The 24,058-nt window shown below is 53.4% G+C and carries 15 protein-coding genes; 7 read left to right on the top strand and 8 right to left on the bottom strand.

Features of this window, described 5'->3' with window-relative positions; translation table 11 throughout:
- Positions 1 to 30: 30 nt before the first annotated feature.
- The gene (locus tag GF617_RS02955; protein ID WP_181620983.1) at positions 31 to 1,449 is read right to left on the bottom strand and encodes a glutamate synthase small subunit; all 1,419 of its coding nucleotides are present in this window, start codon (positions 1,447 to 1,449) and stop codon (positions 31 to 33) included.
- Positions 1,450 to 1,458: 9 nt separating this feature from the next.
- A complete protein-coding gene (gltB, locus tag GF617_RS02950) occupies positions 1,459 to 5,919 on the bottom strand; it encodes a glutamate synthase large subunit (protein WP_181623845.1) in 4,461 nt (1,486 codons plus the stop codon).
- Positions 5,920 to 6,601: 682 nt separating this feature from the next.
- On the opposite strand from gltB, the gene GF617_RS02945 reads away from it, so the two are divergent.
- Positions 6,602 to 7,543 (top strand): TIGR01212 family radical SAM protein, encoded by a 942-nt coding sequence (locus GF617_RS02945; protein WP_181620982.1) that lies wholly within the window; start codon positions 6,602 to 6,604, stop codon positions 7,541 to 7,543.
- On the opposite strand, the gene GF617_RS02940 is transcribed toward GF617_RS02945, so the two are convergent.
- Positions 7,523 to 9,025: a helicase HerA-like C-terminal domain-containing protein gene (locus GF617_RS02940; protein WP_203451017.1), complete on the bottom strand. Its 1,503-nt coding sequence runs from the start codon at positions 9,023 to 9,025 to the stop codon at positions 7,523 to 7,525. The genes GF617_RS02945 and GF617_RS02940 overlap by 21 nt on opposite strands.
- A 137-nt stretch (positions 9,026 to 9,162) precedes the next feature.
- Between GF617_RS02940 and GF617_RS02935 the strand changes: the two genes are divergently transcribed.
- Positions 9,163 to 10,809 carry a dihydroxyacetone kinase subunit DhaK gene (locus GF617_RS02935; RefSeq protein WP_203451016.1) on the top strand — a complete coding sequence of 549 codons (1,647 nt, stop codon included), beginning with the start codon at positions 9,163 to 9,165 and terminating at the stop codon, positions 10,807 to 10,809.
- 93 nt (positions 10,810 to 10,902) lie between these two features.
- On the opposite strand, the gene GF617_RS02930 is transcribed toward GF617_RS02935, so the two are convergent.
- The 5 genes from GF617_RS02930 to pepA all read right to left on the bottom strand — a co-directional run bounded on the left by GF617_RS02930 (position 10,903) and on the right by pepA (position 17,529).
- Positions 10,903 to 11,922: an NAD(P)-dependent alcohol dehydrogenase gene (locus GF617_RS02930; RefSeq protein ID WP_181620979.1), complete on the bottom strand. Its 1,020-nt coding sequence runs from the start codon at positions 11,920 to 11,922 to the stop codon at positions 10,903 to 10,905.
- An 83-nt stretch (positions 11,923 to 12,005) separates the two neighbouring features.
- Complete coding sequence (locus GF617_RS02925) at positions 12,006 to 12,509, bottom strand: GNAT family N-acetyltransferase (protein ID WP_203451015.1); 504 nt, start codon at positions 12,507 to 12,509, stop codon at positions 12,006 to 12,008.
- A gap of 122 nt (positions 12,510 to 12,631) precedes the next feature.
- A complete protein-coding gene (locus GF617_RS02920; RefSeq protein ID WP_203451014.1) occupies positions 12,632 to 15,487 on the bottom strand; it encodes a valine--tRNA ligase in 2,856 nt (951 codons plus the stop codon).
- Positions 15,487 to 15,930 carry a DNA polymerase III subunit chi gene (gene holC / locus GF617_RS02915; RefSeq protein WP_181620976.1) on the bottom strand — a complete coding sequence of 148 codons (444 nt, stop codon included), beginning with the start codon at positions 15,928 to 15,930 and terminating at the stop codon, positions 15,487 to 15,489. Before holC ends, GF617_RS02920 begins: the two co-directional genes overlap by 1 nt.
- A gap of 87 nt (positions 15,931 to 16,017) precedes the next feature.
- Complete coding sequence (gene pepA / locus GF617_RS02910; RefSeq protein ID WP_181620975.1) at positions 16,018 to 17,529, bottom strand: leucyl aminopeptidase; 1,512 nt, start codon at positions 17,527 to 17,529, stop codon at positions 16,018 to 16,020.
- A gap of 266 nt (positions 17,530 to 17,795) precedes the next feature.
- On the opposite strand from pepA, the gene lptF reads away from it, so the two are divergent.
- The 5 genes from lptF to mtgA all read left to right on the top strand — a co-directional run bounded on the left by lptF (position 17,796) and on the right by mtgA (position 24,055).
- On the top strand, positions 17,796 to 18,896 hold the full coding sequence (lptF, locus tag GF617_RS02905) for an LPS export ABC transporter permease LptF (protein ID WP_181620974.1): 1,101 nt from the start codon (positions 17,796 to 17,798) through the stop codon (positions 18,894 to 18,896).
- Positions 18,896 to 19,978 carry an LPS export ABC transporter permease LptG gene (gene lptG, locus GF617_RS02900; protein ID WP_181620973.1) on the top strand — a complete coding sequence of 361 codons (1,083 nt, stop codon included), beginning with the start codon at positions 18,896 to 18,898 and terminating at the stop codon, positions 19,976 to 19,978. The genes lptF and lptG overlap by 1 nt, the downstream gene beginning before the upstream one ends.
- Before the next feature lie 136 nt (positions 19,979 to 20,114).
- Positions 20,115 to 22,448, top strand: a complete 2,334-nt coding sequence (arcB, locus tag GF617_RS02895; RefSeq protein WP_181620972.1) for an aerobic respiration two-component sensor histidine kinase ArcB — start codon at positions 20,115 to 20,117, stop codon at positions 22,446 to 22,448.
- Positions 22,449 to 22,679: 231 nt separating this feature from the next.
- Positions 22,680 to 23,333, top strand: a complete 654-nt coding sequence (gene elbB, locus GF617_RS02890) for an isoprenoid biosynthesis glyoxalase ElbB (protein WP_203451034.1) — start codon at positions 22,680 to 22,682, stop codon at positions 23,331 to 23,333.
- On the top strand, positions 23,330 to 24,055 hold the full coding sequence (gene mtgA / locus GF617_RS02885; protein WP_181620971.1) for a monofunctional biosynthetic peptidoglycan transglycosylase: 726 nt from the start codon (positions 23,330 to 23,332) through the stop codon (positions 24,053 to 24,055). Before elbB ends, mtgA begins: the two co-directional genes overlap by 4 nt.
- The last annotated feature ends 3 nt before the right edge of the window (positions 24,056 to 24,058 follow it).

Below are 24,058 nucleotides of genomic sequence, written 5' to 3'. Positions count from 1 at the left end.
TTACCCATCCGGCTTTTTACTTTTTGCGACTTACACTTCCAGGTAGTTCATGATGCCATCAGCCGCTTTGCGACCTTCAGCAATGGCGGTAACCACCAGGTCAGAACCGCGAACGATATCGCCACCCGCGAAGATTTTCGGGTTGCTGGTCTGGAACGCGTTTTCGCTGCCTTCAGGGGCAATGATACGGCCCTGAGAGTCCAGCTCAACGCTGTGTTTCGCCAGCCATTCCATGCTGTGAGGACGGAAACCAAACGCCATCACGACGGCATCAGCCGGGATCACATGTTCGGAGCCTGCCACGATTTCTGCACGACGACGGCCTTTCGCATCGGGTGCACCCATTTCAGTGCGTGCCATCTTCACGCCGCTCACTTTGCCGTTGGCATTCACTTCAATACCCAAAGGCTGGATGTTGAACTGGAATTCCACACCTTCTTCACGCGCGTTTTTGACTTCACGTTTAGAGCCAGGCATGTTTTCTTCGTCACGGCGGTAAGCACAAATCACGTGGGCAGCATTCTGACGAATGGATGTACGGACACAGTCCATCGCGGTATCACCACCGCCCAGGACAACCACGCGTTTGCCTTCCATGCTGACATAAGGCTCTTCGGCTGTTTCGCCGAAGCCCATAATCTGCTTGGTATTGGCAATCAGGAACGGCAGGGCATCGAATACGCCTGGGGCTTCTTCATTTTCCAGACCACCGCGCATGGACTGATATGTACCCACGCCCAGGAACACTGCGTCGTACTCTTTCAGCAAATCGTCGAGCTGCACATCGCGGCCCACTTCGATATTCAGTTTGAACTCAATACCCATGCCGGTGAAGATTTCGCGGCGGCGAGTCATCACCTCTTTTTCCAGCTTGAAGGCGGGAATACCGAAGGTTAGCAGACCGCCAATTTCTGGGTGACGGTCAAACACTACCGCTTTCACGCCGTTACGGGTCAATACGTCTGCACAGGCCAGGCCCGCAGGGCCTGCGCCAATGATGGCTACGCGTTTGTCGGTCTGACGCACGCCCGTCATATCCGGACGCCAGCCCATTTCGAAGGCTTTATCGTTGATATAGCGTTCGATGTTGCCGATAGTCACCGCACCAAACTCGTCGTTCAGCGTACAGGAACCTTCACACAGACGATCCTGTGGACACACGCGACCACAGACTTCCGGCAGGGTGTTGGTCTGGTGAGACAGCTCCGCAGCTTCAAAAATACGCCCTTCGTTGGCCAGCTTCAGCCAGTTCGGGATGTAGTTATGAACCGGACATTTCCACTCACAGTAAGGGTTACCGCAGGACAGGCAGCGGTCTGCCTGTGCTTTGGCCTGGCCTTCTGAAAACGGCTCGTAGATTTCAATAAATTCAATTTTACGGATCTTCAGCGGTTTCTTTGGCGGATCAACACGCTGCAGGTCGATAAACTGGTATACGTTCTGACTCATTGCTACCCCTTACTGCGCCTGCACACGCAGCTCTGCTGCGCTACGACTACGGTGACCCAACAGTGCTTTAACATCGCTGGACTTCGGTTTAACCAGCGCGAAGTTCGCAGAGAACGCTGGCCAGTTCGCCAGGATCTCTTCGCCACGCGAAGAACCGGTATGCTGCACGTGCTCGGTAATCAAACCGCGCAGATGCTCTTCGTGGATAGGCAAGGTTTCAACGCCCAAGACTTCCACCAGCTCCGGGTTCACGCGTTTGCGGAACTCACCGTCTTCATCCAGGACGTATGCAAAACCGCCCGTCATGCCTGCGCCGAAGTTCACGCCGGTTTTACCCAGTACGCAAACAATCCCGCCCGTCATGTATTCACAACCGTTATCGCCAATGCCTTCCACCACCGTGATAGCACCGGAGTTACGTACGGCAAAACGTTCACCCGCGCGGCCTGCCGCAAACAGGCGACCGCCGGTTGCACCGTATAAGCAGGTGTTGCCGATAATGCTGGCTTTGTGGCTTGGGAACGCGGAGCCCACCGGTGGGCGAACTGCCAGCAGGCCACCAGCCATACCTTTACCGACATAGTCGTTAGCGTCGCCAGTCAGGTACAGCTCAACACCGCCTGCGTTCCACACGCCGAAGCTCTGACCCGCAGTACCGCTGAAGTGCGCGGTGATCGGATCGGCCGCCAGACCCTGGTCGCCATGCGTCTGTGCGATGTAACCAGACAACGAGGCGCCAACCGAGCGGTCAGTGTTGCGGATGTCAAACCAGAACGTTTTGCTCTGTTTGTCATCAACATAAGATTTCGCCTGGTGCAGCAGCTGTGCGTTCAATACACCGTTGTCGAACGGTGGGTTGTTCTCGGTGCAGTAAACCGCTTTGCCTGGATGAGGCTGTGCAGTTTCCAGCAGTTTCGACAACTCCAGTTTCTGCTGCTTGGCGGTAAAGCCTTCCAGCTCTTTCAGCAGGTCTGTACGGCCAATCAGATCCACCAGACGTTTCACACCCAACTGTGCCATCAGCTCGCGGGTTTCACGGGCGATAAAATCAAAGTAGTTTGTCACTTTAAACGGCAGACCGTGGTAATGGTTCTTGCGCAGCTTCTCGTCCTGGGTTGCTACACCGGTTGCGCAGTTGTTCAGGTGGCAAATACGCAGGTATTTACACCCCAGAGCAACCATTGGACCCGTACCAAAGCCAAAGCTCTCTGCACCCAGAATTGCCGCTTTGATGATATCGAGGCCCGTTTTCAGGCCGCCATCCACCTGCAGACGGATCTTGTGACGCAGTCCGTTAGCGACCAGAGCCTGTTGCGTTTCCACCAGACCCAGCTCCCACGGACAACCTGCATATTTCACGGAGGAAAGCGGGCTTGCCCCTGTACCACCGTCGTAACCGGCAATGGTGATAAGGTCTGCATAGGCTTTAGCAACACCGGTTGCGATTGTGCCGACACCCGGTTCGGACACCAGCTTCACGGAGATCATCGCTTTCGGGTTGACCTGTTTCAGGTCAAAAATCAGCTGCGCTAAATCCTCGATAGAGTAGATATCGTGGTGCGGCGGTGGGGAAATCAGTGTCACGCCCGGTACGGAATAGCGCAGTTTGGCGATATACGGGGTCACTTTGTCACCCGGTAACTGACCGCCTTCGCCCGGTTTTGCACCCTGAGCGACTTTAATCTGAATCACGTCGGCGTTGACCAGGTACGCTGGCGTTACGCCAAAGCGACCGGATGCCACCTGCTTAATACGGGACACTTTGTTTGTGCCGTAACGGGCAGGATCTTCGCCGCCTTCGCCGGAGTTTGAATTACCACCGATGCTGTTCATCGCCTCAGCCAGCGCTTCGTGGGCTTCCGGACTCAGCGCGCCGATGGACATCGCCGCGGTATCAAAGCGTTTGAACAGTTCTGTAGCGGGTTCAACATCGTTAATGCTGATGGCTTCATCACCAGGATTCAGCGCTAACAGGTCGCGCAGTGTTGCCGCCGGACGGTTGTTAACCAGCTCAGCATATTGCTGATAATCGCTGTACTCGCCACTCTGAACCGCCTGTTGCAGCGTACGCACCACATCCGGGTTGTAAGCGTGGTATTCACCACCGTGGACATATTTCAGCAAGCCGCCTTGATCCAGCGGCTTACGTGCCAGCCAGGCGCGTTTTGACAGGTTAACCAGATCCTGCTGGAAGTCGGTAAAACCGGCTCCGCCGATACGGCTGATCACACCCTGGAAACACAGATTGGCAACGTCATCATGCAAGCCAACGGCTTCGAACAGTTTCGAGCAGCGATAAGAGGCGATGGTCGAGATGCCCATTTTGGACATGATTTTGTACAGGCCTTTGTTGATGCCGTTACGGTAGTTCAGCATCACTGTACGGTACTCTTTCTCGATCGCACGGGTATCGACCAGTCTTGCCAGCGTTTCGTAGGCGAGATACGGGTAGATAGCCGTCGCACCAAAGCCTAACAGCACAGCAAAGTGGTGCGGATCGCGCGCACTGGCGGTCTCAACGATAATGTTGGCGTCGCAGCGCAGGCTCTTATCGACCAGACGGGTCTGGATTGCGCCAACGGCCATTGGCGCAGGAACCGGCAGACGGTTCTTCGCGATGTTACGGTCGGACAGCACCAGCAATACCGTGCCGTTACGCACCATTTGTTCGGCTTTATCGCACAGCGCATTCACCGTCTCTTCGAGACTGGCTTCGGTCACGTCGAAAGTAATATCGAGCGTATCGGCGCGATAATGTTCCTCTTTCATGGTGGTGAGCTGTTTGAAATCGGAGTACAGCAGGATCGGCGATTTAAAGCTCAGGCGGTGTGCCTGGCCTTCTGCTTCACAGAAGACGTTCATCTCGCGGCCGATGCTGGTGGCGAGCGACATGACGTGCGCTTCACGCAGCGGATCGATAGGCGGGTTTGTTACCTGCGCAAACTGCTGACGGAAGTAATCGTAAATAATGCGCGGCTGGCTGGAGAGCACGGCAAACGGGGTGTCATCACCCATAGAGCCGACCGCTTCCTGGCCATTTTCACCGAGAACACGGATAACAGAATCCAGCTCTTCGGCGCTGTAGTTAAACTGTTTCTGGTAGCTGAACAGCGTATCGTCGTCCATTTCGCGGCTGCCGACATCTTCGTCTGGCAAGTCTTCAAATGGCACGAGACGGCGGACGTTTTTCTCCATCCACTCTTTATACGGGTGACGGCTTTTCAGATCGTCATCCGTTTCAGCTGAGTGCAGGATGCGACCGCCACGGGTATCAATCACCATCAGCTCGCCAGGACCGACACGCCCTTTCTCAACCACTTCATCCGGCTGGTAATCCCAGATCCCAACTTCAGAGGCACAGGTGATCAGCTTGTCCTTGGTAATGACGTAGCGCGCCGGACGCAGACCATTACGGTCCAGGTTACAGGCAGCAAAACGACCATCGGACATGACGATGCCCGCAGGGCCATCCCACGGCTCCATATGCATGGAGTTAAAGTCGAAGAAAGAGCGCAGCTCTGGATCCATATCCGGGTTGTTCTGCCATGCCGGTGGCACGAGCAGACGCATCGCGCGGACGATATCCATCCCGCCTGCCAGCAGCAGTTCCAGCATGTTATCCATGGAGCTGGAGTCCGAGCCGGTTTCGTTAACGAACGGCGCAGCATCGTGCAGGTCTGGGATCAGTGGTGTCTGGAACTTATAAGTACGAGCGCGTGCCCACTGGCGGTTACCAGTGATGGTGTTGATCTCGCCGTTATGCGCAAGGTAGCGGAACGGCTGGGCCAGCGGCCAGCGTGGAACGGTGTTGGTGGAGAAGCGCTGGTGGAACAGGCAAATGGCCGATTCCAGACGCAGATCCGCCAGGTCCAGGTAAAAGCGCGGCAGGTCAGCCGGCATACACAGACCTTTATAGATGTTCACCAGGTTCGAGAGGCTACAGACGTAGAACTCTTTATCTTCCTGGAGACGTTTTTCAATGCGACGGCGGGCGATAAACAGGCGACGTTCCATATCACGTGGACGCCAGCCCGCAGGCGCGTTAACAAAGATTTGCTCAATACGAGGCAGCGAGGAGAGGGCGATTTCACCGAGCACCCCTTCGTTGGTTGGCACATCGCGCCAGCCGACAATTGACAGGGTTTCACGTTGAAGTTCTTCTTCGACGATGCGGCGTGAAGCGGCGGCTTTGTCTGGGTCCTGATTCAGGAACAACATGCCGACAGCATAGTTTTTGGCTAAACGCCAGCCGCGCTCTTCCGCAACGATACGGAAGAAACGATCGGGTTTTTGCAGCAGCAGACCGCAACCGTCGCCGGTTTTACCATCGGCAAGGATCGCGCCTCGGTGCTGCATACGGGCCAGTGCGTGTATTGCGGTACGCACTACCTTGTGGCTAGGTTCGCCTTCTATGTGGGCGATCAGGCCGAAACCACAGTTATCCTTCTCAAGGGATTTATCGTACAACATATCAGTGAACCTCCCCAGGCTCTTCGGGATCCTATCTGGACCGTGGCGCACAGGCACAGAAAGAGCATGGCGACGGGGTTTGCGCTTCATACGCGTACCTCGCATTCGCCCTCTTAATATCCTTTTCGCACAGGTCAAACAAGTTTGAGGACTTGCTTCAGAGGGAATCTCAATTACTGCATAAATATGATGAGCAGTGGCTCATCCAGAAAGCTTCCAGCGGATTTCCAACTTATCGGGAATTGGTACACAGGTCAAATGGCAAACTTATTTATACAAAAATGTGCTAAAGGATGGTTATCTTATTGAATGTAAAAAGTATTTCACTATTTTTACATCCAATAAACCTCAAACAAAGTCACCAGGGAGTGTGATCTGACTCACTATATGAAAGCGGTATTATCAATGCAGCATGCTGAATGGTGTTTTTTTTGCAGAATTATAATCTGGTATTATGCTCTAACCCGCATAATCACACTGTTTTTCAGCTGTGATGCTATAAGTGAAAAAAACAATCAGAACATAAGGAAAAGTAATTGCAGGTCGTATGAATGAAATTGCAGTAATCGTGAGTTTTTATTCAAATGAATAATAGCAGTCCAGGGCGCTTGATCCAGGTCATCGCCGACTGAAGCTAAAAATGGCAGGCTTATCCCCTTTCTCCGGGGCGGTCTAACAGATTATGCAGTTACAGAAATTAGTCAATATGTTTGGTGGGGATCTTTCACGTCGATACGGACAAAAGGTTCATAAGCTGACATTACACGGTGGTTTTAGCTGTCCAAATCGTGACGGGACGATTGGCCGTGGTGGCTGTACTTTCTGTAATGTCGCCTCGTTTGCTGATGAGGCGCAGCAACATCATTCCATCGCTGAGCAACTTACCCATCAGGCAAAGCGGGTGAATCGCGCAAAGCAGTATCTGGCCTATTTTCAGGCGTATACCAGCACCTGGGCGGAAGTGCAGGTGCTGCGTTCGATGTACCAGCAGGCGGTAAGTCAGGCCAGTATCGTGGGGTTATGTGTGGGTACGCGCCCGGACTGTGTGCCAGAAGCGGTGCTGGATTTGCTGAGTGAGTACAACGCTCTGGGTTATGAAATTTGGCTGGAGTTGGGGTTACAAACGGCACATGACAAAACCTTGCACCGTATCAATCGTGGTCACGACTTTGCCTGTTATCAGCAAACCACGCGTTTGGCCCGTGAACGCGGGCTCAAGGTGTGCTCGCACCTGATTGTCGGTTTGCCAGGCGAAGGGCTTCAGCACAGTCTTGAGACACTGGAGAAGGTGGTTGAGACGGGTGTTGACGGGATTAAGCTGCACCCGTTGCATATCGTGAAAGGCAGTACGATGGCGAAAGCGTGGGAGGCCGGGCGGCTTAACGGTATTGCGCTGGAAGACTATACCGTGACGGCGGGTGAGATGATTCGGCATACTCCACCCGAGATTATTTATCATCGCATCTCAGCCAGTGCTCGCCGGCCAACGCTCCTCGCACCACTGTGGTGTGAGAACCGCTGGACGGGGATGGTTGAAATTGACCGTTACCTGAATGAGCACGGGGTTCAGGGATCGGCTATTGGACGTCCGTGGAGTCCTTTACTACCTGCGACGGCCCCCTAGCAGGCTTCCCAGCATGCCGCGCACAATTTGATTGGTAACCTGCCGCGCCGCGCTTTTAGCCATGGTCTGTACCACGCCATCGCGCTTGCCACCACGAGGCCCTGTACTGCCAAACAGAATGTCTTTCAGCCCCCCGAGGAGCCCATCATCTGTGGAATCTGATACCTCTTTGGTGGCGGCGGCGCCTTGTGAGTCCGTCGTCGCTTGTACCCCTTTTTGCAGCATCTCGAACGCTGATTCTCTGTCTACTTCATCTTCATACTTACCGTAGACAGGAGAGTGGTTTATCAGGCTGTTGCGCTCGTCATCGGTGACTGGTCCCATACGTGAGTAGGGGGCAATCACCATTGCACGTTCTACCACGGACGGGCTGCCTTTCGCGTCCAGGAAGGAGATCAGTGCTTCACCGGTCCCTAAAGCCTGGATGGCTGCTTCAGTATCAAATGCAGGATTCGCCCGCATGGTTTGCGCTGCGGCTTTGACGGCCTTCTGATCTTTAGGCGTGAAGGCTCGCAGGGCATGTTGCACACGGTTCCCGAGTTGCCCCAGAACGTTATCGGGGATATCCGACGGGTTTTGCGAAACGAAGTAAACGCCCACCCCTTTGGAACGTATCAGACGGATCACCTGTTCGATCTTATCCAGCAGCACCTGCGGAGCATCGCTGAACAGCAGGTGGGCCTCGTCAAAGAAGAACACCAGTTTCGGTTTTTCCAGATCGCCTGCCTCTGGCAATTGTTCATAGAGCTCGGAGAGCATCCACAGCAGACTCGCGGCGTAGAGTTTTGGCATCTGGTAGAGTTTTTCCGCACTCAGAATATTGAGGATGCCGTGGCCGTTGCTGTCTGTACGCATCCAGTCCCTGATGTCCAGCATCGGTTCGCCGAAGAAGTGCTCTGCGCCTTGTTGTTCAAGCGTCAGTAACCCACGCTGAATAGCACCAATGGAAGCAGCGCTGATATTGCCATACTGATTCTGGAAAGATTTGGCGTTCTCCCCGATGTACTGAGTTATCGCCCGCAGATCTTTGAAATCAAGCAGCAGTAACCCCTGGTCGTCGGCAATACGGAAGATAATATTCAGCACGCCGGACTGCACATCGTTCAAATTCAGAAGCCGCGCCAGCAGCAAGGGACCGAGATCGGAAACGGTAGCGCGCACGGGATGGCCTTTCTCACCGAAAATGTCCCAGACAACGACCGGGCTGGCCTGCGGTTGCCAGTCGTTCACGCCAATATTTTGCAGACGCTCGAGCAGTTTTTCCGATGCCGTTCCTTCCTGAGCAACGCCAGTTAAATCACCTTTCACATCGGCCATAAACACCGGAACGCCAATGGCAGAAAAGGACTCCGCCAGCTTTTGCAGGGTGACGGTTTTACCCGTCCCGGTTGCACCGGTAATCAGCCCGTGGCGGTTTGCCATTGCAGGCAGTAAAAACAACTCTTTCTCCAGCGTCCTGGCGATCAATAGTGGTGTACTCATGATGCACGTCCTCTCATTGTCATGCGTGGAGTATAGGCAAACCGACGGCAATGTGACGCAGAAAATTCCTTACTTTGCGGCGTATTACCCAGTGCGGACTATGCTTTTGCATAGGGTTCACAACATTTTGGGAAACTATGTCCAGATTCTTTTTTAATGACCGCAAACAGCTGGTCAACGACGCCATTGAAGGTATTTTGATTTCTGCCCCGCACGGTAATCTCGTCAAACTTGATATCGACCCGGCTATTCGTGTCATCGCGCGCAGTGACTGGGATAAAAGCCGCGTGGCGGTGATTTCCGGTGGCGGTTCCGGTCATGAGCCTGCGCATGCTGGTTTTGTGGGTAAAGGCATGCTCACGGCTGCAGTTTGTGGGGATCTGTTTGCCTCGCCGAGCGTGGACGCCGTGCTCAATGCCATTGTTGCGGTCACAGGCGATCGCGGCTGTCTGCTGATCGTGAAAAACTATACAGGGGATCGCCTTAACTTTGGCCTGGCAGCAGAAAAGGCTAAGCGGTATGGCCTGAAGGTTGAGATGGTGATCGTCGCGGATGATATCGCCCTGCCGGATAACAAACAGCCGCGGGGAATTGCCGGGACGGCGTTGGTACACAAAATCGCAGGCTTCGCGGCGGAACACGGTAAATCGCTCGGTGAAGTGCGCGATATTGCCCGGCAGGCCTGCGATAACCTCTGGAGCCTGGGAGTCGCGATGCAAACCTGCAATCTGCCGGGCAGTGATGACGATGAAGGGCGTATCCGGAAAGGGCATGTTGAACTGGGGTTGGGGATCCATGGCGAGCCAGGTGCTTCTGTTGTCGATACGCAAAACAGTAAAGCCATAATCGATACGCTTGTCACACCACTCAAAGCGCAGGCAGGGAAGGGACGATTTGCGGTGCTAATCAATAATCTCGGTGGCGTGTCGGCACTGGAAATGGCTCTGCTGACTAAAGAGCTGGCCCACTCGGCATTGAAAGAGGATATCGCCTACCTGATTGGCCCTGCTCCGCTGGTCAGTTCGCTGGACATGAAAGGCTTTTCGCTGTCGCTGTTAAAGCTCAACGCTACCTTTGAGCAGGCGATAAACGAAAGTGTTGAAACGCTGGGCTGGCAGAAACCTGTGGCGTTTGCGCCGTTGCGTACATTGCCCCATACCGCGATTCATGATCGCGTTGAATTTACGCCGTCGGAGAATGCCGGGGTAGGTGCGTTGGTTGCGGTGGGAACCCAGACACTTCTGGCTCTGGAGAATCGGTTGAATGCACTGGATGCGAAAGTGGGTGATGGTGATACGGGGTCAACCTTTGCACAAGGGGCGCGTGATATTGCGCAGCGCCTTGAGAAACAACAACTTCCGCTTAACGATGTGCCCGCGTTGCTGTTGTTGACGGGAGAGCGTCTGGCGACGGTAATGGGGGGATCTAGTGGCGTATTGATGTCGATCTTCTTCGCGGCGGCCGGGCAGAAGCTGCATGATGGTCAATCACTCCCCGAGGCGTTATTGAGCGGTCTTGCGCAGATGAAGCAATATGGGGGGGCGGATCTCGGCGATCGTACATTGATCGACGCACTGCAACCAGCGCTGGAGGCATTACAGCGAGGCGATCTTCAGTCAGCAGCGCAGGCTGCGCAAGCAGGGGCTGACGCGACCGCGAAAATGGTGAAAGCCGGGGCGGGGCGTTCGTCGTATGTGAATAAAGACAATCTGGAAGGGGTCACCGATCCGGGTGCGGTAGCGGTGGCTGAAGTCTTTAAGGCCATGGTAAAAGCAAAACGGTAACACCCGTTACCGTTATTCATGTTTGCACCCTCTCCCACAAGGAGAGGGTTGAGGTGAGGGCATCAGGCCGCTCGTTGCTCCGGCAAACGGCTATCAGAAATCGGCTTTTAGCACCACGCGGTAACGAGCTTTACCGTCGCGTACGTGCTGGATTGCTTCATTGATTTTTGACATTGGATACAGTTCGGTTGTTGGTGCAACTTTGGTGCGACCGGCAAATTTCATCAGTTTGCGCAACTCGAACGGCGTACCGGTTGCGGAGCCTGAAACGCTGCGATCGCCGCCGATCAGTGTAAATGCCGGAACCGGCAGCGGTTTCAGCACTGCACCCACGGTGTGGAAATTACCGCCGTAGGCCAGGGCTTCGAAATATGGCTGCCAGTCGAGATCGACGTTGACGGTGTTGATGATTAGATCAAACTGACCTGCGAGTGCTTTCAGCGCTTCTGGATCGCGGCTGTTAACCACTTTATCTGCACCCATCGCCAGCACTTCTTTCTCTTTTGCCGGGTTAGAGCTAAAGGCGGTCACTTCACAGCCCATGGCATGCAGCAGTTTGATGGCGATGTGACCCAGACCGCCAATACCAATCACACCCACGCGGCTGGTGGCGGTGATGTGGTGCATCAGCAGTGGTTTGAAGACGGTGATACCCCCGCAAAGCAGCGGGCCGGCGGATTCGATATCAATGCTTTCTGGCAGAGGAATGACCCATTGCCAGTCGGCGCGCAGTTTATCGGCGAAACCGCCTTTGTTCAGAATGGTGGGGACGGAGCCTTCGAGGCAGTTGATCTGGTTGCCGCTGATACAGGCATCACAGTGTCCGCAGCTGCGAGCCGTCCAGCCGATACCGACACGCTGACCAATCTTCAGCCCTTTATCCTGTGCTGCCGCGCCCAGGGCAACGACATGACCAATCACTTCGTGTCCGGCAACCAGGGGATACTGTGAAAAGCCCCATTCGTTATCGATCATCGAGAGGTCTGAATGGCAGATCCCGCAGTAATCAACCTGTACTTCGACGTCTTCTGCTTTGAGATCGCCCGCATCGTATTCATACAGTTCCAGCTCTGCACCCGCCTGCGGTGCGGCGTAGCTTTTTATCTTCGACATCGTATTTCCCCCGTTATGGTGTGAACTGAGAGTGTAGAGCATTCAGTTTACAGCCGCTTAACAGAAGAGGGCAGGAACGAAATTTACAGACTTTTCAGCATCCTGACTTCACAGTCTACGTGCCCGGTGCAACCCAGCGGTGCATCGATATGCGCAAAGCCCAGGTGCTCATACAGGCCAATCGCCTCTTTGAGGAATTCGGTGGTTTCGAGGTAACAGCGTTTAAAGCCCTGGGTGCGGGCATGATCGAGGGCGGCCAGCGCCAGTTTTTTCGCCAGACCTTGTCCGCGTACGCTGGGCAGGAAATACATTTTCTGCAGTTCGCAGATATCCGGTTCACTGCAACTGAGCGGTGCAACACCACCTCCGCCCACGACTTTCCCATCCTGCTCAATCACCCAATATGCATGACCGGGTTGGGTATAAAGCTGGAATAACTCATCCAGATTAGGGTCGGCAACGGTATAGCCTTTATCGGCTGTCAGACCATATTCCGCTGAAACGATACGGATCACCGCCGCAATGGCTGCGTTGTCCTGCTCAGTGATCCGACGCATGGTGGTGGCGACGGGGGTAATCACGCTCATAGTATTACTCATGACAAAAATGACACACAATTGCTGTTAATAGCACCGTAAAAAGGGGAGTGCAAGCGAGGATATTTCAGGAAGGATACCCCTTACGCTATGAAGCGTAAGGGGTAAAAGCATTACAGGGCAGCGATAACGGCCTGCTGCTCGATCAGCTTAGTTTTCGCATCAGCAAAAGCAACCAGACGTTCACGCTCTTTGGCGATGACCGCTTCCGGCGCACGGGCAACAAAGCCTTCGTTTGCCAGTTTGCTTTCGATTTTGCCGATTTCCACATCGACTTTCGCCACTTCTTTCGCCAGACGAGCCAGCTCGGCATCTTTGTCGATCAGGCCAGCCATCGGAATCAGCAGTTCTGCGCCGTCGATGATTTTGGTCACAGAGACCGGACCTCTGTCATCGGCAGGTAATACTGTGATGCTTTCCAGACGAGCCATCGTCTTCAGGAAGGTGTTGTTCTCGGTGACACGACGAACAGCAGCCTCGCTGCAACCACGCAGCAGCAGCTCCAGTGGTTTGCCTGGGGCAATGTTCATTTCTGCACGAATGTTACGTACAGCCACGATCGCCTGTTTCAGCCATTCGGTATCGGCCGCGGCGGCTTCATCAACACGGGAAGCATCGAATGCCGGGAACGGCTGCAGCATGATAGTGTCGGCCTCGATACCTGCAATCACTTTCACACGCTGCCAGATGGTTTCGGTGATGAATGGAATGATTGGGTGTGCAAGGCGCAGCAGACCTTCCAGAACGGTGATCAGCGTGTTGCGCGTGCCGCGCAGTTCCGCATCTGTACCGCCGTTCATCACCGGTTTAGCCAGCTCCAGATACCAGTCACAGAACTGGTTCCAGGTGAATTCGTACAGGATTCCCGCCGCAATATCGAAGCGGAAGCTGTCCAACGCTTCACGATACGCTTTCACCGTCTGGTTAAACTCGGCCAGGATCCAGCGGTCGGCCAGAGAGAGAACCATTTCGCCGCCGTTGAATCCGCAATCCTGATCTTCGGTGTTCATCAACACGAAGCGGCTGGCGTTCCACAGCTTGTTACAGAAGTTACGGTAACCTTCCAGACGTTTCATGTCCCAGTTGATGTCGCGACCCGTAGAGGCCAGCGCTGCCAGGGTGAAACGCAGGGCATCAGTACCGTGAGATTCAATGCCGTTCGGGAACTGTTTCTCGGTACGTTTGCGGATTTTCTCTGCCAGTTGTGGCTGCATCATGTTGCCGGTACGTTTTTCCAGCAGCTCTTCCAGCGAGATCCCGTCAACCATATCCAGTGGGTCAATCACGTTGCCCTTGGATTTGGACATCTTCTGACCTTCGTCGTCACGGATCAGACCGGTCATGTAGACGGTATGGAACGGAACCTGAGGTTTGCCATTTTCATCTTTGATGAAGTGCATGGTCATCATGATCATGCGGGCAATCCAGAAGAAGATGATATCAAAGCCAGAAACCATCACGCTGGTAGGGTGGAACTGACGCAGTGCGTCGGTGTTTTCCGGCCAGCCGAGAGTGGAGAACGTCCACAGCGCGGAGGAGAACCAGGTATCCAGAACGTCTTCGTCCTGACGCAGCGCGATGTCGGCGCTCAGGTTGTTTTCCTGACGCACTTCCTCTTCAGTACGGCCTACGTAAACGTTGCCCGCTTCGTCGTACCATGCCGGGATACGGTGACCCCACCATAGCTGACGGGAGATACACCAGTCCTGAATATCACGCATCCAGGAGAAGTACATGTTTTCGTACTGTTTTGGTACGAACTGGATGTCACCGTTTTCAACGGCTTCAACGGCTGGCTTCGCCAGTACGTCAGCACGGACATACCACTGGTCAGTCAGCATCGGCTCGATAACCACACCGCCACGATCGCCGTACGGCACGGTCAGATCGTGAGGTTTGATCTCTTCCAGCAAGCCGAGTGCGTCAACAGCAGCGACTACCGCTTTACGTGCGGCAAAACGTTCCAGTTTCTGGAATTCAGCCGGGATTTCACTGGAGTAGACGTCAGACTCTTCCCCTTTGGTATCGTACACTTCCGCGCTTTCACGGATATCGCCATCAAAGGTCAGAATGTTGATCATCGGCAGGGCATGACGACGGCCAACTTCGTAGTCGTTAAAGTCATGTGCAGGGGTGATTTTTACGCAACCTGTGCCTTTTTCCATGTCGGCATGTTCGTCACCGAGGATTGGAATGCGGCGGTTCACCAGCGGCAGTACCACGAACTTACCGATCAGATCTTTATAGCGCGGATCTTCCGGATTCACCGCTACGCCGGTATCGCCGAGCAGGGTTTCTGGGCGCGTGGTGGCGACAACCAGGTAATCTTTCCCGTCAGCCGTTTTCGCGCCATCAGCCAGCGGATAGCGGATATGCCACATGGAGCCTTTAGACTCGCGGTTTTCCACTTCCAGGTCAGAGATGGCGGTACGCAGTTTCGGATCCCAGTTTACCAGGCGTTTGCCTCGGTAAATCAGATCTTCTTTGTACAGACGGACGAACACTTCTTTAACCGCATTGGAAAGACCTTCATCCATGGTGAAGCGCTCACGCTCCCAGTCCACGGAGTTGCCGAGACGGCGCATTTGACGAGTAATCGTGCCGCCAGATTCTGCTTTCCACTGCCAAATTTTGTCGATGAAGGCATCGCGACCGTAGTCGTGGCGAGTTTTACCTTCTTCAGCGGCAATCTTACGCTCAACTACCATTTGGGTTGCGATACCCGCATGGTCAGTACCAGCCTGCCACAGGGTGTTTTTGCCCTGCATGCGCTGGTAACGGATCATGGTGTCCATGATAGTCTGCTGGAAGGCATGACCCATATGCAAACTGCCGGTGACGTTCGGCGGCGGGATCATGATGCAGAAGGACTCTTTGCTTTCATCGCCATTAGGCTTGAAATAGCCCTGCTGCTCCCAGTGCTCGTAAAGCGGCTGTTCGATATCTCGTGGGTTGTATGTCTTTTCCATTATTTCCAGGTTGCCGTATTCAGGTTAAAACCAGCCAGGCGGTACGCTTTATAACGTTCGCGCGCCAGTTGTTTCAGAGAGTCTTCGTAAGGGACGAAGTCTACCACTTCTGTGAAAGCGGTGGCAAAATCTGCAAAGCTTGTACGCAGGCTAATCAGAATATCGCGTGCACTGCTGTTGCGCTTTTGCGGCCAGGCAATTTCGACGGGTGCACCGCCTCGTGGCCCTTCGCCCGACAGATTGTGTGGGACAAAACTTTCAGGTGGTCGTGCCCACAGCGCCTCGTCCAGACGAATGGCCTGCTGTTCATCTTCACAGGCGATCAGGACGCGTTTCCCGTTGCGCCAACGTTCTGCGGCAATTTCACACACCAGTTGCTCGACGGCGCTTAAACCGTCTGCGGTAGTGTCATTGTCCAGAAGGTAGAACGTTGCATTCTTCATATATGGGGTTTCTTTTGCTCACTTTAAATGCTTAAGCCGGGTGGCGGCATCGCCTTACCCGGCCTATAGTTTGCTGCCGTTCTTAACTTACTCTTCGCCGTTAAACCCGGCGCGATTCAGCAGGAACTGCGACAGCAAGGCTACTGGACGACCCGTAGCACCTTTGGCTTTACCGGAGCGCCATGCCGTTCCGGCAATGTCCAGGTGAGCCCAGTTGTACTTACGGGTAAAGCGTGACAGGAAGCAGCCCGCCGTAATTGCACCGCCAGGACGACCACCAATATTCGCCATATCGGCAAAGTTGGACTCTAACTGCTCCTGATATTCATCACCCAGCGGCAGACGCCATGCGCGATCGCCAGCCTGCTCAGATGCACCAATCAGTTCATGCGCCAACGGGTTGTGGTTCGACATCAGGCCCGTGATGTGGTGGCCCAGAGCAATCACGCACGCACCGGTAAGTGTGGCGACGTCGATAACCGCTTCAGGTTCGAAACGCTCAACGTAGGTCAGTACGTCGCACAGTACCAGACGCCCTTCAGCATCGGTATTCAGCACTTCAACGGTTTGACCGGACATGGTGGTCAGAACATCACCCGGACGGTATGCGCGACCGCCAGGCATGTTTTCACAGCCCGCAAGCACGCCAATAACGTTAATCGGTAACTGAAGTTCCGCCACCATTCTCATCACGCCGTAGACTGCAGCCGCGCCACACATGTCGTACTTCATCTCGTCCATGCCTTCGGCAGGTTTGATGGAGATACCACCGGAGTCGAAGGTCAGACCTTTACCGACCAAAACGATCGGGCGTGCGTCTTCAGACGGGTTGCCTTTGTATTCGATAACCGACATCAGGGATTCATTCTGGGAGCCGTTGCCCACCGCCAGATACGAATGCATGCCCAGCTCTTTCATCTGCTGCTCGCCAATCACGCGGGTGATGACGTTCTTGCTGTATGAGTCTGCCAGTTGACGAGCCTGAGAGGCGAGGTAAGCCGCGTTGCAAATATTTGGCGGCATGTTGCCCAGATCTTTTGCTGCTTTAATGCCTGCTGCAATCGCCAGACCGTGCTGAATCGCACGTTCCCCGCTGGTCAGCTCACGACGCGTAGGCACGTTGAAGACCATTTTGCGCAGTGGGCGGCGTGGCTCGCTTTTATTCGTCTTCAGTTGATCGAAGCTATACAGACTTTCTTTGGCGGTCTCTACCGCCTGACGTACTTTCCAGTAAGTGTTACGGCCTTTGACGTGCAGTTCAGTCAGGAAGCAGACGGCTTCCATTGAGCCGGTATCATTCAGCGTATTGATTGTTTTCTGAATAACCTGCTTGTACTGACGCTCATCCAGCTCGCGCTCTTTGCCACAGCCAATCAGCAAAATACGTTCGGACAGCACGTTAGGAACATGGTGCAGTAACAGCGTCTGCCCAGGTTTGCCTTCCAGTTCGCCACGGCGCAACAGGGCGCTGATATAGCCATCACTGATTTTATCGAGTTGTTCGGCGATCGGGGAGAGGCGGCGTGGTTCAAAGACACCCACAACGATGCAGGCACTCCGCTGTTTCTCCGGGCTACCGCTTTTTACACTGAACTCCATGCACTACGCTCCTGAATCTTAAAGACAACGGCGGCGGCTACAGATAGAATTGAAACCTTTCGTAACTCATGTCCGCTGTTGTGGTGACTTCGTGTTAATCTTACGTTACTACGGTTTCAGCACGTCAGAAAATGTCCTGAAGCGTGAATCCGCCGGGTTTTATAATCTTAGCGATGATTTCGACGACTCAAGAGAATAAATGACGTTTAAGCCATGAAACAAGCAATTTTCCAGCAAAGAGACGGGTTTTTACGGGCGTATTTAAAGTGATAATCATAAGATATTTGGTACGGGAGACGCTCAAAAGCCAGCTGGCGATCCTTTTCATCCTGCTGCTGATCTTTTTCTGTCAGAAGCTGGTCAAGATCCTCGGTGCGGCCGTTGACGGCGAAATCCCAACAAATCTGGTGCTTTCTCTGCTCGGATTAGGCGTGCCTGAGATGGCTCAGCTTATTCTGCCGTTAAGCCTTTTCCTGGGGCTTCTCATGACGCTCGGTAAGCTCTATACCGAAAGTGAAATCACGGTCATGCACGCCTGCGGTCTGAGTAAAGCCGTGCTGATCAAAGCCGCAATGGTATTAGCACTGTTTACCGGAATTGTGGCGGCGGTGAATGTGATGTGGGCAGGCCCCATGTCTTCTCGTCATCAGGATGAAGTGTTAGCCGAAGCTAAAGCGAACCCAGGTATGGCCGCGTTGGCACAGGGACAGTTCCAGCAGGCGACTGACGGCAACTCAGTGTTGTTCATTGAGAGTGTCGACGGCAGTAAATTCAATGACGTGTTCCTCGCTCAACTGCGTACCAAAGGCAATGCACGTCCATCGGTCGTCGTTGCGGATTCCGGTCAACTTGCTCAGAGTAAAGATGGCTCTCAGATCGTGACCCTGAATAAAGGGACGCGTTTTGAAGGGACCGCGATGCTACGTGATTTCCGTATTACGGATTTCCAGAACTACCAGGCCATTATTGGCCATCAGGCGGTGGCGCTGGACCCAAGCGACACGGAACAGATGGATATGCGTACGTTGTGGAATACGGATACTGACCGGGCTCGTGCGGAATTCCACTGGCGTATTACCCTCGTATTTACCGTATTTATGATGGCGCTGATTGTCGTTCCGCTGAGCGTGGTCAACCCGCGTCAGGGGCGTGTGCTTTCAATGCTCCCGGCGATGCTGCTTTACCTGGTCTATTTCCTGCTGCAAACCTCTATTCGTTCCAATGGCGCGAAAGGCAAGCTTGATCCTATGGTCTGGACATGGGCAGTAAATAGCGTGTATATCCTGCTGGCTTTGGCATTAAACCTTTGGGATACAGTGCTCATGCGCCGCATTCGTGCCCGGTTCTCGCGTAAAGGAGCGTTGTAATGCAGGCATTTGGCGTTCTCGATCGCTACATCGGTAAAACGATTTTTTCCACCATCATGATGACCTTGTTCATGCTGGTGTCGCTTTCCGGCATCATTAAGTTTGTCGACCAGTTAAAAAAAGCAGGTCAGGGGAGCTACGATGCGCTGGGCGCGGGGATGTATACCCTGCTCAGTGTGCCAAAAGATGTGCAGATTTTCTTCCCAATGGCGGCTTTGCTAGGCGCGCTGCTTGGGTTGGGTATGCTGGCACAACGTAGTGAACTGGTGGTGATGCAAGCCTCCGGCTACACCCGTATGCAAGTTGCGCTGTCGGTAATGAAAACGGCAATTCCGCTGGTTTTGCTGACCATGGCCATTGGTGAGTGGGTTGCCCCTCAGGGCGAGCAGATGGCTCGTAACTATCGTGCTCAGGCTATGTATGGCGGCTCATTGTTGTCGACCCAGCAGGGATTATGGGCAAAAGACGGTCATAACTTTGTCTACATCGAACGCGTAAAAGGGGACGATGAACTGGGCGGTGTGAGCATTTACGCTTTTAATGAGCACCGTCGTTTACAGTCTGTGCGCTATGCGGCCTCGGCTAAATTCGATGCCAGCAACAAACTTTGGCGCTTGTCGCAGGTTGATGAATCTAACCTCGAAGATCCGAAACAAATTACCGGTTCGCAAACGGTTTCTGGCACGTGGAAGACTAACCTGACACCGGACAAACTCGGCGTGGTTGCCCTGGATCCTGATGCGCTATCGATAAGCGGCTTGCATAACTATGTGAAGTATCTGAAGGCGAGTGGACAGGATGCCGGGCGTTACCAGCTCAACATGTGGAGTAAAATCTTCCAGCCGATGTCCGTTGCGGTCATGATGTTGATGGCACTGTCGTTTATCTTCGGGCCACTCCGAAGTGTCGCAATGGGGATGCGTGTCGTCACTGGTATCAGCTTTGGCTTCGTGTTCTATGTACTCGATCAGATTTTTGGTCCGTTGACTCTTGTTTACGGGATCCCACCGATTATTGGTGCGCTGCTGCCAAGCGCCAGCTTCCTGCTGATTAGCCTCTGGCTGCTGCTTAAACGCTCCTGATCAACACTTCACCTCACTCCTGAACATCCGGAGTGAGGCTAATCTCCTGTTTCACCCCGCACTTTTTCTCACAACCCTCAACGTCTTGCCCCGAATTTGAGTATTATTGAGCGATGTAGTCGTGAAGGTATCCTCTATGAAGCAAATTCGAATGCTTGCTCAGTACTATGTCGATCTGATGATGAAGCTCGGCCTGGTGCGATTTTCTATGTTGCTGGCACTGGCATTAGTCGTGCTGGCCATTGTCGTGCAGATGGCCGTGACGATGGTCTTGCATGGCCAGGTCGAAAGTATCGACGTAATTCGCTCGATCTTCTTTGGCCTGTTGATCACACCGTGGGCGGTCTATTTTCTGTCCGTGGTGGTCGAGCAACTGGAAGAGTCCCGTCAGCGTCTTTCACGGCTGGTTGAGAAACTGGAAGAGATGCGTGAACGCGATCTCAAACTCAATGTTCAGTTGAAAGACAATATTGCGCAGCTTAACCAGGAGATTTCGGATCGCGAAAAAGCAGAAGCCGAGCGCCAGACCACGCTGGAACAGCTCAAGATTGAGATGAAAGAGCGTGAAGTGACACAAATCCAGCTCGAACAGCAATCGTCTTTCCTGCGCTCATTCCTGGATGCGTCACCGGATCTCGTTTTCTATCGCAACGAAGACAAAGAGTTTTCAGGCTGCAACCGGGCAATGGAGCTGCTCACGGGGAAAAGTGAAAAACAGCTGATTAACCTGAAGCCGCAGGATGTCTATTCCGAAGAGGCGGCCGCCAAGGTAATGGAGACCGATGAAAAAGTCTTCCGCCACAATGTTTCCCTCACCTATGAACAGTGGCTGGATTATCCTGATGGGCGCAAAGCCTGCTTTGAAATCCGTAAAGTGCCTTATTACGACCGTGTGGGTAAACGCCATGGCCTGATGGGCTTTGGGCGCGACATTACTGAACGTAAGCGTTATCAGGACGCTCTGGAACGTGCGAGCCGCGACAAGACGACCTTCATCTCCACCATCAGCCATGAGCTTCGTACTCCGCTGAATGGGATTGTCGGCTTAAGCCGTATTCTGTTGGACACTGAGTTGACGGGGGAGCAGGAGAAATACCTCAAAACGATCCATGTTTCTGCTGTTACGCTTGGCAATATCTTCAATGATATTATCGACATGGATAAAATGGAACGCCGCAAAGTTCAGCTCGATAACCAGCCGATCGATTTCACCAGTTTCCTGGCGGATCTCGAGAACCTCTCAGGATTACAGGCGCAGCAAAAAGGGCTGCGCTTTGTGATGGAGCCAACCTTGCCACTGCCGCATAAAGTGGTGACAGATGGAACACGCCTGCGACAAATTCTGTGGAATCTCATCAGCAATGCCGTGAAGTTTACCCAGAATGGTAAGGTTGCGGTGCGTATCCGCTATGACGAAGGTGACATGCTGCACTTTGAGGTAGAAGACTCAGGTATCGGCATTCCGCACGAAGAGCAGGATAAAATCTTTGCTATGTATTATCAGGTGAAGGACAGCCATGGGGGTAAACCGGCGACCGGAACCGGTATTGGCCTTGCGGTTTCAAAACGTCTGGCGAAGAGTATGGGTGGCGACATCACCGTTACCAGTCACCCTGGCAGTGGTTCGACCTTTACGCTGACAGTCCATGCGCCCGCTGTGGCTGAGGAAGTAGAGGATACCTTCGACAGTGATGATATGCCGCTCCCTGCGTTGCATGTGCTGCTGGTGGAAGACATTGAACTGAACGTGATCGTGGCCCGTTCTGTGCTGGAAAAACTGGGTAGCAGTGTGGACGTGGCGATGACTGGCAAAGCGGCACTGGAGATGTTTACGCCTGGTGAGTATGACCTCGTTTTGCTGGATATTCAGTTGCCGGACATGACAGGGCTGGATATCTCTCGTGAGTTGACCGGGAAATATGCTGCTGATGAGTTGCCGCCACTGGTTGCTCTGACGGCCAACGTCCTGAAGGATAAAAAAGAGTACCTTGATGCCGGTATGGACGATGTACTTAGCAAGCCTCTGGCGGTCCCTGCATTAACCGCCATGATTAAGAAGTTCTGGGATACCTGTGATGAAGAGGAGAGCACCATGACATCTGTTGATAGCGCTAAAGCACAAGCGATACTGGATACCGCCATGCTTGAGCAATATATCGAGTTGGTTGGCCCAAAACTGATTACTGATGGACTGGCTGTGTTTGAAAAAATGATGCCAGGTTACTTGAGCGTGCTGGAGTCAAATCTGACGGCTCGCGATCAGAAAGGGATTGTTGAAGAAGGTCATAAGATCAAAGGTGCAGCCGGTTCGATTGGTTTACGCCACTTGCAGCAACTGGGTCAACAGATTCAATCTCCCGATCTCCCGGCATGGGAAGATAACGTTGGTGAATGGGTTGAAGAGATGAAACAGGAATGGCAAAACGATGTGGCGGTGCTCAAAGCGTGGGTGGAAAATACAAAAAAATGACCCCGGATAAACCGGGGTGCGCGAATACTGCGCCAACACCAGGGAAATCGTGGCTGCGCCTGATTTATCATGTTGTTTTCGCATAGACGCAGCCTGAATATTTAGGCCGCACGCAGATAAGATAGCAAATCTTAAATGGTTTGTTACATGAATCAGTGAAATGTGTGAAGCATAGCGGTTTAATCAGAATTATTAATGTCCGTCAGTGGGTTGCAAAGAAGGATCGTCATGATGAAAAAGATTGGTGTTGTGCTGAGTGGATGCGGTGTTTACGACGGTGCAGAAATACATGAATCGGTATTAACGTTGCTGGCATTAGCCCGGCATGGCGCAGAAGTGATTTGTTTTGCTCCGGATAAAAATCAGGTAGATGTTATCAATCATTTAACAGGCGAAGTGATGCCGGAGACCCGTAACGTTCTGACTGAAGCGGCGCGTATTGCCCGAGGCAACATCCAGCCTCTGGCGCAGGCAAATGCGACTGCACTGGATGCACTCATTGTGCCAGGCGGTTTTGGCGCGGCAAAAAATTTAAGCACCTTTGCCTCCCAGGGAAGTGAATGCCATGTTGATAGCGAGTTGAAAGCGCTGGCACTGGCGATGCATAGTGCCGGTAAGCCGCTGGGTTTTATCTGTATTGCGCCAGCGATGCTACCTAAAATCTTTGATTTCCCGCTACGCCTGACCATTGGAACGGATATTGATACGGCTGAAATTATCGAGGACATGGGGGGCGAGCATGTTCCTTGCCCGGTTGACGATATTGTTGTTGATGAAGATAACAAGATTGTCACCACGCCAGCGTATATGCTCGCGCAGAATATTGCGGAAGCCGCAACGGGTATTGAAAAGCTGGTGGATCGAGTGCTGGTTCTGACTGAATGAGTCGCAAATTTGCAGTGAGCGCATGGGTAAAACATCTCCTGCTCCGCATTGTCCTGGTGCTCGCCGTATTCTGGGGGGGCGGTATTGCGTTATTCAGTGTTGTGCCCGTTCCCTTTTCCGCAGTGATGATCGAACGCCAGCTTGGTGCATGGGTATCGGGCGATTTCAGCTATGTTGCGCACTCTGATTGGGTGAGCATGGATGAAATGTCACCGCTGATGGGGCTGGCGGTCATTGCAGCAGAAGATCAGAAATTCCCGGAACACTGGGGTTTTGACGTGGCGGCCATTGAGAAAGCGCTGGCGCACAACGAACGTCATGAGAATCGCGTTCGAGGTGCGTCGACATTGTCACAGCAGACGGCCAAAAATCTGTTTTTGTGGGACGGGCGTAGCTGGTTACGAAAAGGACTGGAAGCGGGTTTGACGCTCGGAATGGAAACCGTCTGGAGCAAAAAGCGTATTTTGACCGTCTACCTGAATATTGCGGAGTTTGGTGAGGGTGTATTTGGCGTGGAAGCGGCGGCGCAACGCTACTTCCATAAACCTGCCAGCAGGCTGACACTCTCCGAGGCGGCGCTACTTGCCGCCGTTCTACCGAATCCGATCCGTTTTAAGGTGAATGCACCTTCAGGATATGTACGCAGCCGTCAGGCATGGATAATGCGTCAGATGAGGCAACTGGGTGGGGAGAGCTTTATGGTGGAGCATAAACTGTATTGATGT

The sequence above is a fragment of the Lelliottia sp. RWM.1 genome (assembly GCF_016859735.1).
Classification (GTDB): Bacteria; Pseudomonadota; Gammaproteobacteria; order Enterobacterales; family Enterobacteriaceae; genus Enterobacter.
This window is presented reverse-complemented; position numbering and strand designations above follow the sequence as displayed.